This window comes from Alkalihalobacillus alcalophilus ATCC 27647 = CGMCC 1.3604, from assembly GCF_000292245.2.
Lineage (GTDB): Bacteria > Bacillota > Bacilli > Bacillales > Bacillaceae_D > Alkalihalobacillus > Alkalihalobacillus alcalophilus.
Map to the genome: position 1 here is coordinate 19263 of NZ_ALPT02000015.1, position 18200 is coordinate 37462.

Genomic DNA, 18200 nt, shown 5'->3' on the forward strand with positions numbered 1-18200 from the left:
GTTATTCATTCGCTTCATTTTGAAGATTTATTTCTCCCTTAGTTTTTTACAGGTGTTTTTGTTTTATTTTTAACAAAAGGCATCATTTCACGTAATTCACGTCCAACTACTTCAATTGGATGTTGACTTTCCGCTCTAGTGATTGCTGTAAATTCTGGACGATTTGCTTGGTTTTCTAAAATCCAACCTTTTGCAAATTTTCCTGTTTGAATATCTGATAAAACCTGCTTCATCGCTTTTTTCGTTTCATCTGTCACAATTTGAGGACCCGCTACATAGTCACCCCATTGTGCTGTGTCTGAGATTGAATAACGCATCGTTTCAAGTCCACCTTCATACATAAGGTCAACAATTAATTTTAGTTCATGTAAACACTCAAAGTAAGCTACTTCTGGTTGATATCCTGCTTCCACTAATGTTTCGAAACCAGCTTTTACAAGTGCAGAAGTTCCTCCACAAAGTACCGCTTGTTCACCAAAAAGATCGGTTTCTGTTTCTTCCTGGAAAGTTGTCTCAAGAACACCAGCACGAGCGGAACCGATCACTTTCGAATAGGCTAGAGCCACTTCTTTTGCTTGACCTGTTGCATCTTGGAAAACCGCAATTAAGCCTGGAACCCCTGCTCCTTCTTCAAATACACGACGCACTAAGTGACCTGGTCCTTTTGGTGCTGCTAAAAAGACGTCGACATTAGCTGGTGGAACAATTTGATTAAAATGAATGTTAAAACCGTGAGCAAATGCTAAGGTTTTTCCTTCTGTTAAGACTGGTTCAATTTCATTTTTATAAACCGTTGGCTGTAATTCATCCGGCAATAGGACCATAATTAAATCTGCTTGCTCAGCCGCTTCATTTACTGGATACACTTTAAATCCATCTTCTACTGCTTTATCCCATGATTTTCCTTGGCGAAGGCCGATAATCACATCGACTCCACTTTCACGCATATTTTGTGCATGAGCATGACCTTGTGAGCCATAACCGATGACTGCTACTTTTTTCCCTTGTAAAACCGCTTCATTAATATCCCCATTGTAATAAACCTTTGCCATGATAATCTCTCCTTTTAATTTCAGTTCATTTTTTATAGTAGAATCGTACACAATTTATGTTTGCTGGTTTAGAGTAATTCGAATAACTCAGCAAGCGCTAGAATGTGAACGGTGGTTCTTAAGTTAATAAAAAGAAGCTTTTGTTCCTTTTAATGAATCAGTGTTAATCGACTTGATTCCGTTGTCGACTTTTTACTGCCCCGATTAAAGGCGGTAATACCGGTTCGAGCTAAATCTCGGATTCCATACGGTCTTAATAAATCAATAAAAGTTTCGACTTTTTGATAGTCTCCCGTAATTTGAATCGTCATCGACTCGCGACCAACATCTAAAATGGAAGCTCGAAATGGATTGACAAGTGCCGCAACTTCAGCACGTTGCTGTGGAGTAACGATAATCTTAATAAGTGCCAATTCACGAGCAATAATCGGTTCATCCGTTATGTCTTTCACTTTTAAAACATCGACCTGCTTATTTAGCTGCTTTGTTACTTGCTCAATATTATCCATGTTGTCGACCTGAACGACGAATGTCATACGAGAAACAGCTGGATTTTCCGTCACACCAACAGTAATACTTTCAATGTTGTAATGACGCCTCGCAAACAAGCCTGTAATTCGATTCAAAACACCAGAACTATTGTTCACTAGAGCGGTAATCGTTCTTTTCATGGCTTTACTCCTTCCATTTGATGAATTCCTTTTCCTGGCGAAATCATTGGATACACATTCTCTTTTTGAGCAACACGGAAATCCATTAAAACAGGCCCTGGATAATCCATCATTTCTTTTAATGCTGTTTTTACTTCTGATAGCTTTTCTACCTTCATCCCTTTAATGTCATAAGCCGATGCTAGTTTGACAAAATCTGGTTGAATCGGGAAAAGTGAATTTGAATAACGCTCACCGTGGAATAATTGTTGCCATTGACGAACCATTCCTAAAGCGGCGTTATTGACGATTACAATTTTGACTGGTAAATTGAGCTCCTGCAAAATCGATAACTCTTGGGCTGTCATTTGGAAGCCAGCATCACCAATAATAGCTACGACCGGCAAATTCGGTTCGGCAAACTGAGCCCCAATCGCCGCTGGAAAACCAAAGCCCATCGTCCCTAAACCACCAGAAGTGACCCAACGATTCGGTTTGTTAAATTTGTAATATTGGGCCGACCACATTTGATGCTGACCAACATCAGTAGTGACCACCGCCTCACCTTCTGTTATTTCATGAAGATATTCGATCAGTTGCTGAGGTTTGATCGTTTCTCCATCCTCTTTATACCAAAGTGGATATTCCTCTTTTAACTGCTTTAAATCAGAACGCCAAATCGCACTCTTGCTACATTCACCATTCGCTGCAATTAGGAGCTTCAACGCTTCTTTCGCATCACCAACGACAGGGATATCAGCATGAACATTTTTACCAATTTCAGCTGGGTCAATATCAATATGCACAACCTTTGCCGTTGGGGCAAAATGAGCTAAATTCCCTGTTAAACGGTCATCAAAACGAGCTCCAATATTAATCAGTAAGTCCGTCTCATAAATGGACATATTCGCCGTATACGTTCCATGCATACCAGCCATTCCTAAAAATAATTCATGCTCACCTGGGAAAGAACCTAACCCTAAAAGAGTATTCGTTACAGGAATTTGTTGCTGCTCAACGTATTGCAAAAGTTCTTCCGCTGCGTGGGCATGTAAGACACCAGCCCCTGCTAAGATAAGTGGCTTTTTCGCTTCACTAACCGCTTCTACCACTTTTTTAATTTGCAATTTATTCGGACTAAAAGTAGGTTGATAACCTGGTAATTCCACTTCTTTCTCGTAATTGAATTCCCCTTGTGCTAGAGAAATATCTTTAGGGAGGTCAATTAACACTGGTCCCGGACGCCCTGTTGTCGCAATATGAAAAGCCTTTTTGATAATATCGGGGAACTCTTCTACACTGCGAACTTGAAAATTATGCTTCGTAATCGGCATTGTAATCCCAATAACATCGGCTTCTTGGAAAGCGTCTGTTCCAATAACAGATGTTCCCACTTGACCAGTAATAACAACTAGTGGCAACGAATCCATCATCGCGTCGGCAATCCCAGTTACAACATTTGTTGCTCCTGGTCCAGAGGTGACGACACAGACACCTGGTTTCCCAGATACTCTCGCATACCCTTCCGCCGCGTGAATCGCTCCTTGTTCATGGCGAGCTAAAATGTGACGAATACCCGTTTTATAAATTTCATCATAAGTTGGTAGAATTGCCCCACCTGGGTAACCGAAAATCACTTCCACTCCCTCAAGTGCTAGAGCTTTAATGAGCATGCTAGACCCTGACATTTTTTCATTTTCTACTTTTACTTGTTGCTCCTCTTTTTTCACTTGCGTTTTCATCTCTTTTCCTCCTCTTTTCAATCTAAAGCGAAGTACGTATTGACTTTCTTAAGACGACCTCTTGTTCTTGTGCATCTAACTGGGATAGCAGGATTAAACGTTCTTCTAAACTACTTTTAAAAAATGAATGTCAGAAAACCAGACAAAAATGAATAAAAAAAACCTTCCCACCCCATAGCAGTCGCATCTAACGACTAACTGAAGGGGCGAAAAGATTTATCTTTCCACGGTACCACCCTTGTTCATCAAGTTTCCTTGATCTTACGGATGAACAAATCGTTCATCTCATTTTAATAACGAGTGCTGTGTACACCCGGTCAATCCTAGTAGACTACGCTTACGTTCAGATCGACACTCCGAGGGGACTTTCATCATATGTGACAACACCGCTTTCCAGCAATCACGGCTCTCTGTAGAAGTCCAGACATATAACTACTTTACCTCTTCAACGTTTGTTTTTTATTAAATTTTCATAACCCCGCCTGTATTGGCAGAAGTCACTAATTTCGAATATCGAGCTAAATAACCTTTTTTCACTTTCGGTTCTGGTTCTACAAAACCTTCTTTACGATTAGCATGTTCTTCCGTACTAACTAACCATTCAATCGTACGGTTTGTTAAATTGATACGAATCTTATCGCCATTTTCAATAAAAGCAATTGGTCCACCTTCAGCGGCTTCTGGGGAAATATGACCAATTGAAATCCCTCTAGAAGCTCCTGAGAAACGACCATCTGTAATTAAAGCTACCTTCGTGCTTAACCCTTTACCCGCAATCTTAGAGGTCGGCGCAAGCATTTCTGGCATTCCAGGTCCACCTTTTGGCCCTTCATAACGAATAACTACTACATGACCTTCTTTAACTTCTCCACTATCAATCCCCTCTTGTGCTTCTTCTTGGGAGTTGAAGACGATTGCCTCCCCTTCGAATACTTTAATAGAAGGATCAACAGCTCCGACTTTAATAACTGCTCCATCTGGTGCGAGATTACCATAAAGAATTGATAATCCACCAACTGGACTATACGGGTTATCTTTACGACGAATGACATCATCATTTGTAATCTCTGCGTCTTTTACATTTTCATATAAACTCTTACCAGTAATCGTCAAACGCTCAGGGTGTACGGCCCCTTCTATGCTACAGAGCTCCTTAATAATGGCACTAACTCCACCAGCATGATGAACATCATCCATTGAATAATCAGAAGCTGGACTAATCTTAGATAAATAAGGTACTCGTTCAGCTACTTCATTAATTCGATTTAAGTCATATTCAATCTCTGCTTCATGAGCAATCGCTAATGTGTGAAGAACTGTATTAGTTGAACCACCCATTGCCATGTCTAAAGCAAATGCATCATCTATTGTTTCCTTCGTCACGATATCACGAGGACGAATGTCTTTATCTATTAAGTTCATTAAATGCTTTGCCGCATCTTTAATTAACTTGTGACGCTCATTAGAGGTCGCAACAATTGTTCCGTTTCCTGGTAAAGCTAAGCCGAGCATCTCCATAAGTGAGTTCATCGAATTCGCGGTAAACATCCCTGAACAGGAACCACATGTTGGACAGGCACTTTGCTCAATCTCAAGTAATTCTTCTCTTGTCATCTTTCCTGACGAGAATGCTCCTACTCCTTCAAAAACAGAAACTAAAGACAAGCTTTGTCCATCCTTTGTTCGACCTGCTTCCATTGGACCACCTGATACAAATACAGCTGGCACATTCGTTCGAACAGCCGCCATTAGCATACCTGGTGTAATCTTGTCACAGTTAGGGATATAAAACACCCCGTCAAACCAGTGGGCATTAATGACTGTCTCCGCTGCATCACAAATGATTTCACGGCTTGGCAATGAATACCTCATTCCGATATGCCCCATTGCAATTCCATCGTCAACACCTATCGTATTAAACTCAAATGGAATTCCACCCGCTTCACGAATCGCTTCCTTTGCCACCTCAGCAAATTTATTCAAATGCATATGACCAGGGATAATATCTATATAAGAATTACAGACACCGATAAACGGTTTATCCATATCCTCTTCTTTTACACCAGCAGCACGAAGTAGACTTCTATGTGGTGCCCTGTCAATCCCTTTCTTAATCATGTTACTTCTCATTACTATCTCTCCCAATCTGTTGCCTATTCTCGTATTATCTCTATTCTAAATATTCCCTCTTTTTAAGATGTCATTACTCTATTAGGAATTAGATAGAATGTGCGAGTTCACTTATACTCACTATTCAGAAAATTAAAACCCTAAAAAGAGTTAGATATCCTTCCTGAGAGGACAAATGTTCTTATACATTGCATTATTTATTATTGAAATTAATGATACGCTGATTCTTCCTTATGGTCAACCACTTTTATTAAAATAATTAGACAATTTCGATTATCTCTAATACTTGAATGCGTTTACATGTTGAAGTACCAAAGATCAAGCGACCTTTCACTATTTTAATAAAAAAATACCAATCATTTTTTAAACTTAGATAATTAGAGAAAAAGAAGATAATTAGCGTTTGTCCAGTGAACAATTCGCCACATTGTTAGAACAAAAAAGAGAGATTTTTACAAAATTAAAACTGAGTAAAAGAAAAGTTTTTGGACAAACTATAATTGGGTGATAAACATGAGCGTACGCAAACGATTTTTTCAACGAATATATTTCACAAAGAAATTACCGTTCATTAGATTAAGATCAAACAAAAGAGCCTCTCTTATTCTTGTGAAGGACCGTTTTAACGACTGTAAGACAGAAGCTGAAAAACTACTCTACCAAAAGCTTTTTTCTGAGCTATATTATCCAACACCAAGAATGTATGTCGGTGGAATTCAAATTAATATTGCTCTCGTCCCATATCGTCTAGCTTTTGTAGAAGCTTGCAGCAAGGAAAAAGAAAAACGCATTATCAAACAGCTCAGAAAAAAGAGATGGCATGTGCTTTTCTATGATCCAGCACAGATTACGAATGCTGATCTATGTGACGAATATTTAGCAAAACAATCGAAGCTACCAGCGATATATGGTTTGGTACGGTTTTAGAATTGGAAAGTAATACAAATTACTTGAAAAGTAGGCGGAAACCTTTTATACAGGAGTTCGTCTGCTTTTTTCATATTGTCTGAAGATGTCAGGGCTTTAGGCATTGGTGGTCACAGTCGGATTCGTAACGTAATTTCGCTCTCGGTGGAATTTTATTACTAATTAGCCGTTATTCGTACTTTAATTTCTTACTGCTTGGGTTTTCATTACTTATCATCCCGTATTCGTACTTTAATTTCGCCCTGCTCGGATTTTCATTACTTATTATCCGGTATTCGTAACGTAACTTCTATCTGCTTGGGTTTTCATTACCTATTAGCCAGTATTCGTAACGTAATTTCGCTCTGCTTGGGTATTTATTACCTATTACCCTTTATTCGTAACGTAATTTCGCTCTGCTTGGATTTTCATTACCTATTAACCTTTATTCGCACCGTAATTTCGCTCTGCTTGGATTTTCATTACCTATTAACCTTTATTCGCACCGTAATCCTGCAATTCCCCAATTTTCATTACCAATCAACACTCAACAGCATTGATATAATTCCACTTTGCGACCTAAGGTGATTCATCCTGGAGGAGGACGATATTTATATTGCAGCGACTCTATAATTAATCTAAATAATATTATAGGAGTTGTTTGGATGAAGCATCACTTAGGAGTTACTTATTTTATTTTCGTTTGTCTTGCTTTACTGGCGGTACTTTTTCAAATCTTAATAGCAGGAGTTGCCTTATTTGAAAACTATTCATATTGGGAACTTCATAAAGCCTTTGCCCATTTCAAATATGTATACATGCTCTTGTTTGTCATAGCCTTATTTTTAAAGAAACATAAAACCCTAATTTGGTTGCCACTCATTCTGTTTATATTAGCAAATGCACAATACTACACCGCACATGGATACATAGCAGCACTCCATGTCGTCATTCCCATTTTTATAACACTATTAACCGTTAAATTAACATTTAATTCTTATCAATTATTTATCCTTAAAAAGGTTAAAGAGCAGTAGGCACCTTATCTGTTCATCTGCTCGGCCGTTCACAAAAACTGGAAGGTTATGACTAGAAAAATGAAAAAGCACTTTGTCCAATTTACGACGGACAGAGTGCTTTTTTATGAAGATGTATGAGTTTTTTGTCGAGTAAAATGATTCATTTTTCTTCATAGAATACTCATAGGACAACCTCTATTGTGGAAAGACTAGAACTATGAAAGTGATTCAAACTTTCGATTGAAGGGAGGTTACTTCATGAAATTTTACTTTAATAAGGAGGATGGTAAAGGTCGAAAACGAGAAACGCATATCGAACTGCCCGCACAATTTATCATAGCAATAGCAACGGCAACAGGAACGCTCATCACGATTTTGCTTAATTTATAGTCTAAGAGCCGTACAAGGTAAGAGTCTTGTACGGCTAACCATTATGTTAAGAAAACCTTATTAATATCTAATCTATCATAACTTAAAATCCAATCATTATAACGTTCATACAAAAATCGAATTTGATCAGCTTTGATAGCAATTACATCACAACCACGATCATCATAGACGTGGAAAATAACCTTATTTTTAAGATGAATAAAAAAGACATCATGGTAAAGACTCTTTTCAAATCCCATATCATGGTTGCAAATTTCTTTAATAAGGGCACGATATTTTATTTCACTACGTTTACACTTCATCATTAATTGAGGGAAGCTCTCCTCCGATTCCTCCTCAAAAACATCCGGAACAACCTGACACGAAACCTCGTAGTCACTAAGCTTTTTTATGAGAAATGGTTCAACAAAACGAAATTTACGCTTAAAGCTTTGTTTACGAAATCTATCGAGATGATTGACCACTAACAGGAGTTCATCCTCCTCTTCAAAAATAGCTTCAAACAAAGTGATGGCTCGTTCGTAAACATTTTCTAAATAGAGGCTACCCTTATAACAATCCCCTTGTAGATAATTAACTCCTAGTTCAAAGCGGATACCTATTGGCCAACGATAAAATAATGGAGGTGCAAGCGGCAGGTCTTTAAAAATTTGATTTACAAGATTACATTTCATCCATTTTCCTCCAAATTTAATAACACAACTCTTTTTTCCAGAGCTTTAAACCCGCTCTAATGGCTTAAAGGGTTTTTCTGGTAACTGAATCTGAATAGAATCACCCGGACAAATAGATCCACCTGCTAATACAATGGCCATCACTCCTGCTTTTCGGATCAAATTTCCATCCTGATCTTTATCCAAAACAGCCTTCATTAAGCCAGGTTGAAACTGATCAATTTGTGCACATGGGTTTCGTAAACCTGTTAGTTGGATTTTTACGGTTGGGCCAATTGTTAAAACCGTATCAACCGGTAATCCTAAAAGATCAACTCCAGTAGTCGTAATATTTTCTCCCATTTCACCAGGTTTGATCAAAAATCGCTCCTTTAATTGCTCAAACAATTCAGCTTGAAGCAAATGAACTTGTCTTAAATTAGGCTGATTTGGATTTTGAGCGACTCTCGACCGATGTTTGACTGTAGCTCCAAAATGGGCATCCCCTTCTACCCCTAACCCTTTCACTAAATGAACCCTCTCTCGGTTTTGTTTACTAAAAGTATGACGTTCGCTTAAGCTGACAGCAAGTACACTTCCTCCCATATCCTCAGCCCCTTTTGTCTTTATCGTTCAAACAAAATGTACCTCTTACAAAATATAGCAAAGTAAGGTAGAGAAAATACCATTCTTATTTAATCTTTTTAACTAGGTCGATTAAATATCCCTATGCAATAATTAGATTCCATCCAAGTGACTTATTTATTTTAAAAATTCCTTTAAAGCTGGTACAAGTTGTTTCGCTTCAGATTGACCTTGTTCGTATAAGTGCATGAGCTTTTCACGACTTCTTTCTACACGGCCCACTTCTAATTTTTCTATCGGGCTAATGACAAAAATATTTCCTTTTTTCTCTTCCTCGCGAATATATTGAAGTGTCTCATTATAAACATGATGTCTTTTCGCAACAGCGTTTATGAGCCCAGGATAAGTCCGATATTTCTTGCGGAAATACCATCCAAAAGATTGGGGCTTTTTGATATAATCACGATTTTGCGTTAATACAACTACATTTTTGGCATTTCCTTCTTTTACAGATTGTTTAATCGGAATTGGGTCTGAGATACCACCATCCATTAAAATTCGCCCATCAAAAGGAACAACGGGAGCAACAAAAGGTAACGAACTCGATGCTCTTAAAATCGTTAATAAGTCTTTCGGATCTCGATTTTCTGATTTTTTATAATAAACCGATTCACCTGTCATACAATCGGTTGTTCCCACGACAAATTCTTCTTCCGCCTGACTATAAGCATCAAAATCGTAAGGAACCAATTCATTCGGTAAACGCTCAAACAAAAAATCCATACCAAAAAGCTCTCTTTTTTTCACGTAGTTTCGAAAAGATAAATATTCAGCATGGTCGAGAAAATCCATATTGACCGCTCGATTTCGATCCTTTTGCCTCGAGATATAAGAAGAGCCACTACAAGCCCCTGCCGAAACACCAATCACATAAGGGAGATAGATGTCCTCATCCATCAAATATTTAAGAACACCTGCCGTAAAAACACCTCGGCTCCCGCCACCTTCTAGCACTAAACCAGCTTGAACCATATATCAAAACTCCTTTTCGTTCTGTTCATACAAAGTTTATTATAACAAATATTGTAAGAAGAAAGGAGGAATATGCCTGGGTTTAGTCATCAGGAAAAGTCACTCGTCAACTAAAAAGGACACCACAGGCCAATGAGGCTCTTTTGGTGTCCTTCAACTTTTATTTCTTTGCTTGTTCAATAATTTCTTTTAACTCTGGCGTGAAGCCTTTAACCGCTCGATCACCATGAACCGTTACCGGAACGCCCATAAAACCGAACTTCTCTACCTCTTGTTGGTATTCTTCACTTGCCATCACATCTCTAACTTCGAATGGAACGCCTTCTTCTTCTAACATATTTTTCACATAATTGCACTCGACACAACCATCTGTTGAATAAACAATCACCTGTTGACTCATTATGCTGTCGCCTCCTGTAATGCTTTTTGGGTAATTTTCCAATGCGACGTATTCCAAGTTACCTCACCATCATTAAGCAAAAAAACTTGCGGAGATTCATGCTTAATCCCAAAATCTTCAGCAATTTGATTCGATACTGGGCGATCTTCAATGACGTGTACAATTGCAGCTGAAGCACCTGTCTCTTTTACAAACGCTAAAAATTCCTCGTGGGCTTTAGCACTAATCGGGCATGTCGTACTATGTTTGAAGAGCAGTTGTTTACCTGATTGTTTAACAAATTGATTCATCTCTTCAATCGTCGTTAGTTGTTTAATTCCCATTTTAACACCTATCCTTTTTGATCACTTTTCTTTGTAAGCGGTAAAGCTTTATAACTTAACTTTATCATATTCGGAAAAAAGATGCTTATTATGAGCTTGATTGGATGAGGATGAGAAAAAAACTAAAAACCTCAACCGATTTGTGGAAAGGCAATTTAAAATAAAAGATCTATTAAGGGAGCTTAGTTCGCATTTGATTACTTAGTATACTCCGAAAGCTACGTCCCCTTCACTTTCCATGGGCACGGCCTCAGCCTCCTCGGCTTAGTCATTGGTTTCCAGCGGGGGCTTCTCCTCGCGCTGTTCCCGTAGGAGTCTATTGGGATTCCGTTTGCTCTGTTTTGGTTATTAAAAAAAACGAACAAGATGAGAAGCGATTAAGCCTTTTATCTTAGTTTTAAAAGAAATATTTAAGAAGGACTTCTATATAGGTTTGCCTTTTTTCAGCTTTCCGCTACAAAACAGATGCATGATAAAAAAAGACGCCACACCCAACGAATGGAGTTTTTATTTTCGATAATATCTAATAATGATTTTTTATAACAACGTTTGGAAGGTTTTCTGTCGCTAAAGCGTTCAGATATTTCCTTGAATCGCTTGCAACGTTCAAAACTTCATCTTTTTAGAATGCCAATTTTGATTATTGTAAAGGCGTTATGTTCTCGAATTATATCAATCAGAGTGTCGGATTCAAATCCGTATTTTTCAAGGCCTTTCACTTTTGCACCGTTGACAACCTTCTTGTGTGCTTCAATTGCATTCAATAGGAATTTATTTTTCCAATAATCTTTCACGATTTCACCGCCCCAATAGATTGACATTTTCGTTATAAAAAAAGAAGGTTATTTCCCGTCCTTAGTATTTTTGTATATTCCAAGAAGGATTGATTTGTCGGATAAAGTATATTTCGGCTTCTTTGATTTCTTCTACATTGTCCATTAGACAAACGTAAAATTTGATTTGCTTCATGTTATCCATGATTAAATTATTCATTCGACAATTTGTGTTGCGTCCGTCTAAATAACAATTTTTAGGTGAAATTCTCCCATACCCGTTATTTACACGTTTTTGAAAGTTATCTAAGCACCTTCCAATGTATTTGATTTCATCGTCAACCCTATAGGCATATAATCCTTTTTTATTCATATAATTTTTGTCTTCAATACGAAATGTACCAAACTTTAAATCGCCGTATTGATTGAGAAAGCGTGTATAAAAGTTGTCACCGTTTTCTTTAAGATAAAATAAAAATTCACCTATATTCCATTCCAAATATTTGTCATATTTTCCGATAACAATTGGTTCAAGATGATTATATCTATCCTTTGCTATTGTTGCCGCCAATGATTTCGGTTTTAATCTTGCGAAATGATTCGTTGTAATTTCGTCTTTGAAAGACAATTCAATAGGTTCGAAAGTTAATTCTTTTTCGTTCCAATATAATTGCATAGCGTCCCCCTTGTCTACCTCACGTACTATTTTGATAATATATTAGAAATTATTATAACAAAGTTGAAGATATGTCGCACAACTAAAGATGTGAGTCGAAAAGTCTTCGTTCCATTTAGTCATTGATACGGAACAACTTCACCGACAATGAAGCCGCCGAACTTTCGGGCGTCTCCTTTCGTGGAAGCGTTCTTTTTTATACTCGAAATATTGTCGCTCCATTTCATAATAATTGACGTTTAATAATAAAGATAATAGTTCGATTGAACACCGTTCCATTGCGAATAGTATGTGAACTACCTAATAATTCGTTCACATTAAGCTCAACATCAAATATTCCTTTTCTTTTCGTCATAACAAAAAAGCCTCCTATATCGAATGTGATTGGAGTCAAAATACGGTGTAATTTCTTAAATGACCGTAGCACTGACCGTTTCACTAAACGATATAAAAGGCTGTTAAATTAACATTTATGTAATATTCAAATGGCGTCCCAGGAGAGATTCGAACTCCCGACCGACGGCTTAGAAGGCCGTTGCTCTATCCTGCTGAGCTACTGGGGAGGAAACTGCTCCTTATCAGTCAAACCACAGACATATCAAGGAGTTAACACAGATTAAGTTTTCACTGTAAGTCTACAATAATATAATAGTAGAGATTAGTTCAATTCCCTAACTAAGTTCTATTACCTTATTTAAGATAATAACTTATAGCTTTACAGTTATCAACAGATTTCTTTACTGTCTCCTCTGTTTTTACAAAAGAATATCTCCTAATGAACATAAATAAAAAGAGAGCCTTTTATAGCTCCCCATTTCTTTTAAGCCTGTCATAAGCAACTAAAGCATTTCTATACTTTAGTTCATTCAGCCTGCCATTATTAATATCATAATCCAATAAGTAGGTTAGAGCTAAATGATGCCCCTGCCCACTAAACCATTTAACAACATCATTCATATCACTCTCTAAATTGAATAGTTCTGTTTTATCTGCCTCAGCTATTGCTTTAACTAATGCTAATTCCTCAGTAGTCATCATTACACAGCCTTTCTGTATTCATCTGTATTCACTTCTATCAGCACTAAACTTGCACCCTCAGGAGCTTTCAGAGCAGTTACAGGAGAGGCAGGAGGTAACTGCTTTCCATCATCCTCATAATCTGTAAGCATTAAAGCTAAAACATCCTCAGCCATAGAGACAGCATGAGACAAGCTTTCCCCATCTGTGAACACATTCTCTAAGTCAGGAAAACTAACAATAAATGCTCCATCCTCTTTATGAATCACTGAATAATATTTGTATACTGGCATTTGCCATCAACTCCTGTTTTTATTAAATCAATTTTACCACAGGAAATAAAAAAGTAGGAGCAAAAAGCTCCCTACAGTTGACTTACTTTTATTTGATACATCTTTTCTAACATCTCAGGCTCATTCTCAACTAAATACATTCCAATCTGATAAGCTTCTTTAGCCTCTGCTCCTGATTGTCTACCAAAGCCATTTAATACTGATTTAATAATAGCTGTAGAGACACCATATCCTAATGAATACTGCTTAATATCTTTTGCTGTCATACCTCTAAGATAATGTAAATACAAAATGTCCCCAACTCTGTAACCATTCATTAGGTCAGTTTTAGAATTCTTTGAGCATAATCTATAAGCCATTGGACTCCATGCCTCAGCTTGTTCTCCTGATACTCTCCATTCATTAAACCTGTAATCTATACTCATTCTATCTCTCCCTCTCCTCAGTAAAATAAAAAAAGGCTGAATCTGCTATCTTTGCAGAAACAACCTCTGTTCTTTTTGAGCCTCAACTATAGTATTTCTAATCCTGATGTTCTTAATTGTCTAATATAAGGTCTAATTTCATAATCAAATTCCATTAACTTAGTATTTAAGTCTCTTTGTCCTAAGTGAGTACCTCTGTATGGCATATTCTGTTCTTCAAGTGCCACAATCTTTGTATCTAACAGGATTGCCCTAACTCCTGCAAATCTTCCTGATAATGCATTAGAAAATCCTTGCATTTTTTCCATAGTAGCAGAAAGCTCTGATAAGCTTGTATTTACAATCATGTAATTATCTACTGTTCTAAACAAGAAACAAGCTGACTTATGAACAGCAAAAAATGCCTCAGCCTTATCCTCTAACTCTACATACATAGCTTTTATTTGAGCCTCAGTAACTGCCTGTTGTAGCTCCAAATCCTCCTGTAAAGAATGAATCTGCTGTTTAATTAGCCTAGCCTCTCCCAAGTCTTGAGCCATTGTAAGAGCCTCCTGTAGAACCTGTAACTCCTGTTCCATTTTAACAAGTACCTCTTTTCCTGATGACTCTAGCTCCTCAATAGAGTCCATTACAATGTCAACAACTTCTCTAGCCTCCTGTACTTCTGCTACCTTTGCTGTCAAATCCTTAATCATTTGTTCTTTCATCATAATTCCTCCTCAGCCTCCATTATCTCTTAGATAAATTTCTTGAATAACTGTATCTGACTTTTAATTTCCTCAGCCTCTTGTGCCTTGTTCTTATAAGCATCTATTTTCCCTTGATGAGCTAATAGTCCTGCTGTTGTACTTGCATTAAGTAATTTCTTTTCAAGTGATTTAATTGCTGTTCTACATTGACCTGAAAATTCAACTGCTTTCTGAGCCTCAAAGTTACTAGCATTTAGCTCACCATTCAATAAGCCATTTGCTGTAGCTGTCATTTGAGAAAAATCATGCTCCTTATTCATTGCTGTTCCAATTGCATTGCTCATTTTCTGATGCCTTTCAAGGTTTGCCTGCTGTCTTTCACTTACCTTTTGTGCCATGTTCTCTAAATTCTGTCTGTTTATCTGCTCATATGTCATACTCATTTTAATTCCTCCTCAGTAGTATTAGGAAAAGAGCTGTATAAATACACTCATTTTCCTGTACTCTAGCCTAACTATGACTAGTTGATTAAAGTAATTTTTCAATATTTTTGATTTAGATTTCTAGTTACACTTATTAACAATAAACTCTGCTCCTAGCTTAATATCAGGCTCTCCTGCTTTTCTGTATAAAATGAATGGATTAGCCTTAATCATTAATTGCTTACCTACTTTTGTCTTTGCATATATATACATTCCATTCCATTGTAAATGGCTGAGCTTTCTGCTTGTCTCCTCAAGACTCATGTTCATCATTTGAGCCAATGAATCTAATGTAAGAGTATTTATTAAATACAATTCTCTTTCATTTGGATTAGTAACAAGCAAGTTTGTTTCATAATGGATTAATTGAATAGTCTTGTAGACAAAACCAATGTCAGCAGGTTGTAAACCTTCCTCATATGCCTCCTGTAAACTATTAATAAACACCTTAACAACCTTATCAGTCTTATTCTTACTGTACTGTCCTGCTACCCCTGTCCTAAAACAATATTCAGGGTTAATAAAAAAAGCCTTATGACTTTTGCCATAAAGCACCACTGTATCCTTATAAAGTAGCTCCTTTTCTACAAGTTTTTTAATCAGTGTACTGACTGTTCTAGGAGTTACATTTAATTTTTTAGCTATCTCCTTATTATTCATTGGCAATTTAGCATTAGGAGATGCCTTGAGCATATTATTATAGTCAACATATGTCTGTAACAGAAGGAAGTAACCTAGCTCCTTATTTTTCATTTTAGACAGTCTCCCCTTTATTGTTTCCATTTCAGTAAAAACAAATAATGCTGAGCTATTCTCTATGACTGCTCTTTTCTTCTTTTGATGCTTAATAGCCTCTAATTGTTCAGGAAGTATAATCTTAGCTCCATAAACCCTTTCTCCATCCTCATTAGCTACAATATAATTCTTACCCATTATCCTGCCCTCCTCAAAATTTTTCAGCTCAAGTATGTTGTCATAATTCAGCTACTTATTAGCCATCTAAGAGGAGAGAAATAAAGTAATTTCACAAGTTTTTTGATATAAATTTCTGTATAAACATCTGTAACAATGCCCTTGTACCAATTATTTGTACCTATCTTTTACATCTTTTATAACTCTCTATTTTTTTATAAGTAATAAAGATCAGTACCAATTTCTTGAACACAGTTGTCATGTGCAATGAAAACCAAAGATAACACTTGAGCATTTTTGCACTTTTAATAGCTTTCACTTGAGCATTTTTGCACTTTAATAAATTAACATAATTCCATATGGCTCTAGGGTTCATACACATTTTCATAAAGTAGAATCCCTCTTATCTTTTAAGAGATAAAATCAAAGACTTGAGTCTGTCATACTGACACCCTCCCACCAATAACAATACTACCTGAGTATAAATTCTATCAGTACAATAACCATGACATATACAGTATGTAATTAAGGTAGTATGGATGGCTGATAAGCCAGACATTAGTCTATTATGTAGCTTATGTTATGTAGAGGACTGTCTTTTTTTGTATAGGGGGGAGCTATTTTACATAAGGGGGAGGTTTATGCTGTTCCTGTGGTTGTATAAGGCTCTGAGAGCTATTCTAAAGCACATTTGACAAAATCATTTAATTATGCTTACACCTCCTTTAAAAGCCTACTGTAAGGCTACACAGAGATAATTTGACAAACTTAACAAACTATACTTAAACCTCTCCAATTCCTGCTCTGTACTACCTTCCATACAATTTTAAAAACTGGATAGGAGAGGAAATAGGCAATGCTTAATTTGTTGTAAAAATCCCAAAAGAAAAAGATAGGTCTTGGATTATTTAGCACACTAAAGTATAGAAGTATCAAGGGTTTCAACCTGAAAAAGTCCAAGAAATCAGGAGTACACACAATATAAAAAATATTTGCAGATTGCTCTCTAAAGCCTGTCATAGAGGGAAACTTGACAAGATAATAAAAATATGAATTATGTAGAGACAATAAAAAAGAGCAACCCTCAGCAGGTAGCTCTGTCTGCAACTCATCTATTATCTTCCTAATCCATTCTCTCTCATTATGGAGGATAAGACCTCCTGTATTGTCTCAGCATCTAGCTTGCTTAATACAGCATCTAACATGTTATTTGCTCCTAGTGCCTCAGTTACTGCCTCTACTGTTTGTAAATTAAATTGTATCATTCTTGTATCCTCCAATATTATGATTTAAGTTTTCTCTTATTAATTTCCTTGTACAGCTTTCCTTGAGATATCCCTGTAATCCTGATTATGTCCTTTATTGAATGATTACCCTCATCATACAGCTTGAGAGCATCCTGTACCTTCTGGTCATCTAGCTTAGGTCTGCCTAGTTTAACTCCTCTTTGTTTAGCAGAATCAAGACCTTCCTTTGTTCTCTGTACAATTAAGTCTCTTTCAAGCTGAGCAATGACTGCCATCATACCTAGCATAGCTTTACCTGTGGGAGTAGTAGTATCCATGTTTTCCTTTAGTGAGATAAAGACTATCCCTCTGTTTGTCAACTCCTCAATAGTGGAGAGGATGTCTAATGTTTTTCTGCCCAATCTTGAAATGGACTCAACAATAACAGTATCTCCCTCCCTTACAATGTCTAGGAGCTGTTGTAAACCCTGCCTTTGCTTCTTAGTTCCTGTATACTTCTCCTGTATCAGCTTGTCATATCCAACTTTCTCAAGTGCATCTAACTGCCTATGTAGCTCCTGAGCATCTGTTGATACCCTTGCATAAGCTATCCTCAATCTATCCCCTCCTGTACAACCTCAATTCCTTGTATCTAATGTAACATAGAGGTTAATTAATGTAAACCTTTTATGTAATTGTTTTTGTAATAATTTTATGTAATATAAAGAACATTGATGTATCAAGCTTTTCCTTGTCCTGCTGTTAATATAAAGTAAATTACATTTAACTATCAATTAATGTAATACTCAATTTGATTGTATCAGC

23 protein-coding genes and 1 other annotated feature are annotated in these 18200 nt (G+C 36.9%); of the genes, 3 read left to right on the top strand and 20 right to left on the bottom strand.

The window, feature by feature from the left end; all coding sequences use genetic code 11:
* Window positions 1-38: 38 nt before the first annotated feature.
* The 4 genes from ilvC to ilvD all read right to left on the bottom strand — a co-directional run bounded on the left by ilvC (window position 39) and on the right by ilvD (window position 5574).
* Window positions 39-1052 carry a ketol-acid reductoisomerase gene (gene ilvC / locus BALCAV_RS05760; RefSeq protein WP_003323880.1) on the bottom strand — a complete coding sequence of 338 codons (1014 nt, stop codon included), beginning with the start codon at window positions 1050-1052 and terminating at the stop codon, window positions 39-41.
* 149 nt (window positions 1053-1201) lie between these two features.
* On the bottom strand, window positions 1202-1723 hold the full coding sequence (gene ilvN / locus BALCAV_RS05765; protein WP_003323881.1) for an acetolactate synthase small subunit: 522 nt from the start codon (window positions 1721-1723) through the stop codon (window positions 1202-1204).
* Window positions 1720-3444: an acetolactate synthase large subunit gene (ilvB, locus tag BALCAV_RS05770; protein WP_003323882.1), complete on the bottom strand. Its 1725-nt coding sequence runs from the start codon at window positions 3442-3444 to the stop codon at window positions 1720-1722. The genes ilvN and ilvB overlap by 4 nt, the downstream gene beginning before the upstream one ends.
* Before the next feature lie 199 nt (window positions 3445-3643).
* Window positions 3644-3902: a binding site (T-box leader), on the bottom strand.
* Window positions 3903-3906: 4 nt separating this feature from the next.
* On the bottom strand, window positions 3907-5574 hold the full coding sequence (gene ilvD, locus BALCAV_RS05775; protein ID WP_003323883.1) for a dihydroxy-acid dehydratase: 1668 nt from the start codon (window positions 5572-5574) through the stop codon (window positions 3907-3909).
* 513 nt (window positions 5575-6087) lie between these two features.
* Here ilvD and BALCAV_RS05780 point away from each other — a divergent pair.
* The 3 genes from BALCAV_RS05780 (at window position 6088) to BALCAV_RS23045 (ending at window position 7889) form a co-directional block, all read left to right on the top strand.
* Window positions 6088-6501 (top strand): hypothetical protein, encoded by a 414-nt coding sequence (locus BALCAV_RS05780; protein WP_003323885.1) that lies wholly within the window; start codon window positions 6088-6090, stop codon window positions 6499-6501.
* 644 nt (window positions 6502-7145) lie between these two features.
* Window positions 7146-7517 (top strand): DUF6220 domain-containing protein, encoded by a 372-nt coding sequence (locus tag BALCAV_RS05785; protein WP_003324441.1) that lies wholly within the window; start codon window positions 7146-7148, stop codon window positions 7515-7517.
* Window positions 7518-7757: 240 nt separating this feature from the next.
* A complete protein-coding gene (locus BALCAV_RS23045; RefSeq protein ID WP_268746794.1) occupies window positions 7758-7889 on the top strand; it encodes a hypothetical protein in 132 nt (43 codons plus the stop codon).
* A gap of 41 nt (window positions 7890-7930) precedes the next feature.
* Here BALCAV_RS23045 and BALCAV_RS05790 read toward each other — a convergent pair whose 3' ends face one another.
* The 16 genes from BALCAV_RS05790 to BALCAV_RS05865 all read right to left on the bottom strand — a co-directional run bounded on the left by BALCAV_RS05790 (window position 7931) and on the right by BALCAV_RS05865 (window position 17992).
* Window positions 7931-8563, bottom strand: a complete 633-nt coding sequence (locus BALCAV_RS05790) for a DUF3885 domain-containing protein (RefSeq protein WP_003324442.1) — start codon at window positions 8561-8563, stop codon at window positions 7931-7933.
* 45 nt (window positions 8564-8608) lie between these two features.
* Complete coding sequence (locus BALCAV_RS05795) at window positions 8609-9148, bottom strand: MOSC domain-containing protein (protein ID WP_003324444.1); 540 nt, start codon at window positions 9146-9148, stop codon at window positions 8609-8611.
* Between the two features lie 156 nt (window positions 9149-9304).
* Window positions 9305-10159, bottom strand: a complete 855-nt coding sequence (locus BALCAV_RS05800) for a patatin-like phospholipase family protein (RefSeq protein ID WP_003324445.1) — start codon at window positions 10157-10159, stop codon at window positions 9305-9307.
* Window positions 10160-10319: 160 nt separating this feature from the next.
* Window positions 10320-10559, bottom strand: coding sequence for a glutaredoxin family protein (locus BALCAV_RS05805; RefSeq protein WP_003324446.1), 240 nt, complete (start codon window positions 10557-10559; stop codon window positions 10320-10322).
* Window positions 10559-10882 carry a bacillithiol system redox-active protein YtxJ gene (ytxJ, locus tag BALCAV_RS05810; RefSeq protein ID WP_003324447.1) on the bottom strand — a complete coding sequence of 108 codons (324 nt, stop codon included), beginning with the start codon at window positions 10880-10882 and terminating at the stop codon, window positions 10559-10561. Before ytxJ ends, BALCAV_RS05805 begins: the two co-directional genes overlap by 1 nt.
* Window positions 10883-11496: 614 nt before the next feature.
* Window positions 11497-11676, bottom strand: coding sequence for a hypothetical protein (locus BALCAV_RS05815; protein ID WP_136446082.1), 180 nt, complete (start codon window positions 11674-11676; stop codon window positions 11497-11499).
* 61 nt (window positions 11677-11737) lie between these two features.
* The gene (locus BALCAV_RS21075) at window positions 11738-12331 is read right to left on the bottom strand and encodes a GIY-YIG nuclease family protein (RefSeq protein WP_003324448.1); all 594 of its coding nucleotides are present in this window, start codon (window positions 12329-12331) and stop codon (window positions 11738-11740) included.
* Window positions 12332-12554: 223 nt separating this feature from the next.
* The gene (locus tag BALCAV_RS23050) at window positions 12555-12686 is read right to left on the bottom strand and encodes a hypothetical protein (protein ID WP_268746795.1); all 132 of its coding nucleotides are present in this window, start codon (window positions 12684-12686) and stop codon (window positions 12555-12557) included.
* A gap of 446 nt (window positions 12687-13132) precedes the next feature.
* Complete coding sequence (locus tag BALCAV_RS05830) at window positions 13133-13369, bottom strand: hypothetical protein (protein ID WP_003324276.1); 237 nt, start codon at window positions 13367-13369, stop codon at window positions 13133-13135.
* Complete coding sequence (locus BALCAV_RS05835; RefSeq protein WP_003324277.1) at window positions 13369-13641, bottom strand: type II toxin-antitoxin system HicB family antitoxin; 273 nt, start codon at window positions 13639-13641, stop codon at window positions 13369-13371. The genes BALCAV_RS05830 and BALCAV_RS05835 overlap by 1 nt, the downstream gene beginning before the upstream one ends.
* A gap of 71 nt (window positions 13642-13712) precedes the next feature.
* The gene (locus BALCAV_RS05840; protein ID WP_003324279.1) at window positions 13713-14066 is read right to left on the bottom strand and encodes a hypothetical protein; all 354 of its coding nucleotides are present in this window, start codon (window positions 14064-14066) and stop codon (window positions 13713-13715) included.
* A gap of 86 nt (window positions 14067-14152) precedes the next feature.
* Window positions 14153-14773 carry a hypothetical protein gene (locus BALCAV_RS05845; protein WP_003324280.1) on the bottom strand — a complete coding sequence of 207 codons (621 nt, stop codon included), beginning with the start codon at window positions 14771-14773 and terminating at the stop codon, window positions 14153-14155.
* A gap of 29 nt (window positions 14774-14802) precedes the next feature.
* Complete coding sequence (locus tag BALCAV_RS05850; RefSeq protein ID WP_003324282.1) at window positions 14803-15198, bottom strand: hypothetical protein; 396 nt, start codon at window positions 15196-15198, stop codon at window positions 14803-14805.
* A 120-nt stretch (window positions 15199-15318) separates the two neighbouring features.
* Window positions 15319-16170 carry a MarR family transcriptional regulator gene (locus BALCAV_RS05855; protein WP_003324283.1) on the bottom strand — a complete coding sequence of 284 codons (852 nt, stop codon included), beginning with the start codon at window positions 16168-16170 and terminating at the stop codon, window positions 15319-15321.
* Window positions 16171-17264: 1094 nt separating this feature from the next.
* Window positions 17265-17414, bottom strand: a complete 150-nt coding sequence (locus BALCAV_RS22235) for a hypothetical protein (RefSeq protein ID WP_160173389.1) — start codon at window positions 17412-17414, stop codon at window positions 17265-17267.
* Window positions 17415-17431: 17 nt separating this feature from the next.
* Complete coding sequence (locus tag BALCAV_RS05865) at window positions 17432-17992, bottom strand: recombinase family protein (protein ID WP_003324274.1); 561 nt, start codon at window positions 17990-17992, stop codon at window positions 17432-17434.
* Between the last annotated feature and the right edge of the window lie 208 nt (window positions 17993-18200).